At 46.4% G+C, this 1,432-nt stretch carries 2 protein-coding genes; one reads left to right on the plus strand and one right to left on the minus strand.

All coding sequences use genetic code 11. The annotated features are described in order from the left end of the window. Positions 1 to 113 precede the first annotated feature (113 nt). Positions 114 to 464, plus strand: coding sequence for a 4a-hydroxytetrahydrobiopterin dehydratase (locus tag MICAI_RS16485; protein WP_008204638.1), 351 nt, complete (start codon positions 114 to 116; stop codon positions 462 to 464). Here the strand turns inward: MICAI_RS16485 and MICAI_RS16490 are convergent. Next, entirely contained in the window at positions 461 to 1,339 is an 879-nt protein-coding gene (locus tag MICAI_RS16490) for an NAD(P)-dependent oxidoreductase (RefSeq protein ID WP_008204640.1), read from the minus strand. The genes MICAI_RS16485 and MICAI_RS16490 overlap by 4 nt on opposite strands. Between the last annotated feature and the right edge of the window lie 93 nt (positions 1,340 to 1,432).

Raw genomic sequence — 1,432 nt, forward strand, 5'->3', positions numbered from 1 at the left:
CCCCCCCGCCTATCGGCACCCCCCTTATCAAGGGGGGCAGGGGGGACTAGAGGCAAAATCTATCTTCAATTTAATTATAACTACTTACTTAAAAAATCTAGATTGATACCCCTATGACCGAACTTGCCCAACAAAAATGTCAACCTTGTCAATCGTGTTCTTCTCCTATCACTGCCGAGGAAATTACCGCTTTACAGGCTAAAATTCCCGATTGGAATCTCTTAGAATACGAGGGTATTCCCCGTCTGCAAAAACTCTATAAATTTGCCAATTTTCAAGGGGCAATCGCCTTTACTAATGCCGTGGGAGAAGCGGCGGAAAAAGAAGGCCATCACCCCGCTTTATTGACAGAATGGGGTAAAGTTACCGTTTCTTGGTGGACCCATGACGTGGGCGGATTACATCAAAATGATTTCATCATGGCTGCCCGTACCGATGATATTTATCGTCAACAAAAGGCCTAATCGTAGGCGCGAATCATCGCTTGGGTTCCCTGTTTAATTCCCTTGCCTTCGTCCAATTCCGCTACTACTTTAAATAGAGTTTCCGCTAAATCTGTCCCGGGCAGAATTTCCCCGGCTGTCTGGGCAGTTTCTTTGACTAATCGCAAATCTTTTAAGATATGTTCAATCATAAAAGCCGGCTGTAAATCTTGGGCGAGGATTTTTGGTCCCAAATTTTCTAAAGCCCAAGAACCCGCCGCCCCCGTTTTACAGACTTCTATGACTAAATTGGGGTCTAATCCTTGAATTTTTGCCATTTTTAGAGCCTCACACAGCGCCACCATGTGAACCGCCCCCAAGACTTGATTACAGAGTTTTACCGCCTGTCCGTTGCCGATTTCGCCACACCAGCGAATAGTTTTACCCATGGCTTGAAAACAGGGCAGACAAGTCTGAAAATCCGCTTCTTTCCCTCCCACCATAATAGTTAAACTGCCGTTTTTCGCCCCAATATCGCCCCCAGAGACGGGAGCATCGAGAAAACGGAGATTATTTTCCTCTAGCTTTTTACCAATCATCCTAGCGGCTTGAGAGCCAATGGTACTCATATCCACCACCAGAGTTCCCACGGCTGCCGATTCCATGACACCCCCCGGTCCTAAAATTACCGCTTCCACGTCAGGCACATCCCCGACGCAGGTAAAGACAATCTCGGCATCCCTGACGGCGGCGGCGATACTAGAACAAATGTTCGCACCCGCTGCCCCGGCAATGGTTATCCCCGGCGCCTCTGAGGTACGATTCCAAGCATTGACGGCAAAACCTTGACGGACAAGATTAGCCGTCATTGGCGCTCCCATTACTCCTAATCCTAAAAAGGCAATTTTTTGACTCATAATTTTGGTAATTAAGCGAATTATGAATTATGAATTATAAATTATGAATTGTGAATTATGAAGTGGGAATTATGAAGTGGGAAGTTTTGGTTC

This window comes from Microcystis sp. T1-4 (assembly GCF_000297435.1).
Taxonomy (GTDB): Bacteria; Cyanobacteriota; Cyanobacteriia; order Cyanobacteriales; family Microcystaceae; genus Microcystis.

Excerpts from the sequence above, each read along its gene's own strand:
- MICAI_RS16485 (WP_008204638.1), top strand. The coding sequence starts at position 114 with ATGACCGAACTTGCCCAACAAAAATGTCAACCTTGTCAATCGTGTTCT.
- MICAI_RS16490 (WP_008204640.1), bottom strand. The coding sequence starts at position 1,339 with ATGAGTCAAAAAATTGCCTTTTTAGGATTAGGAGTAATGGGAGCGCCA.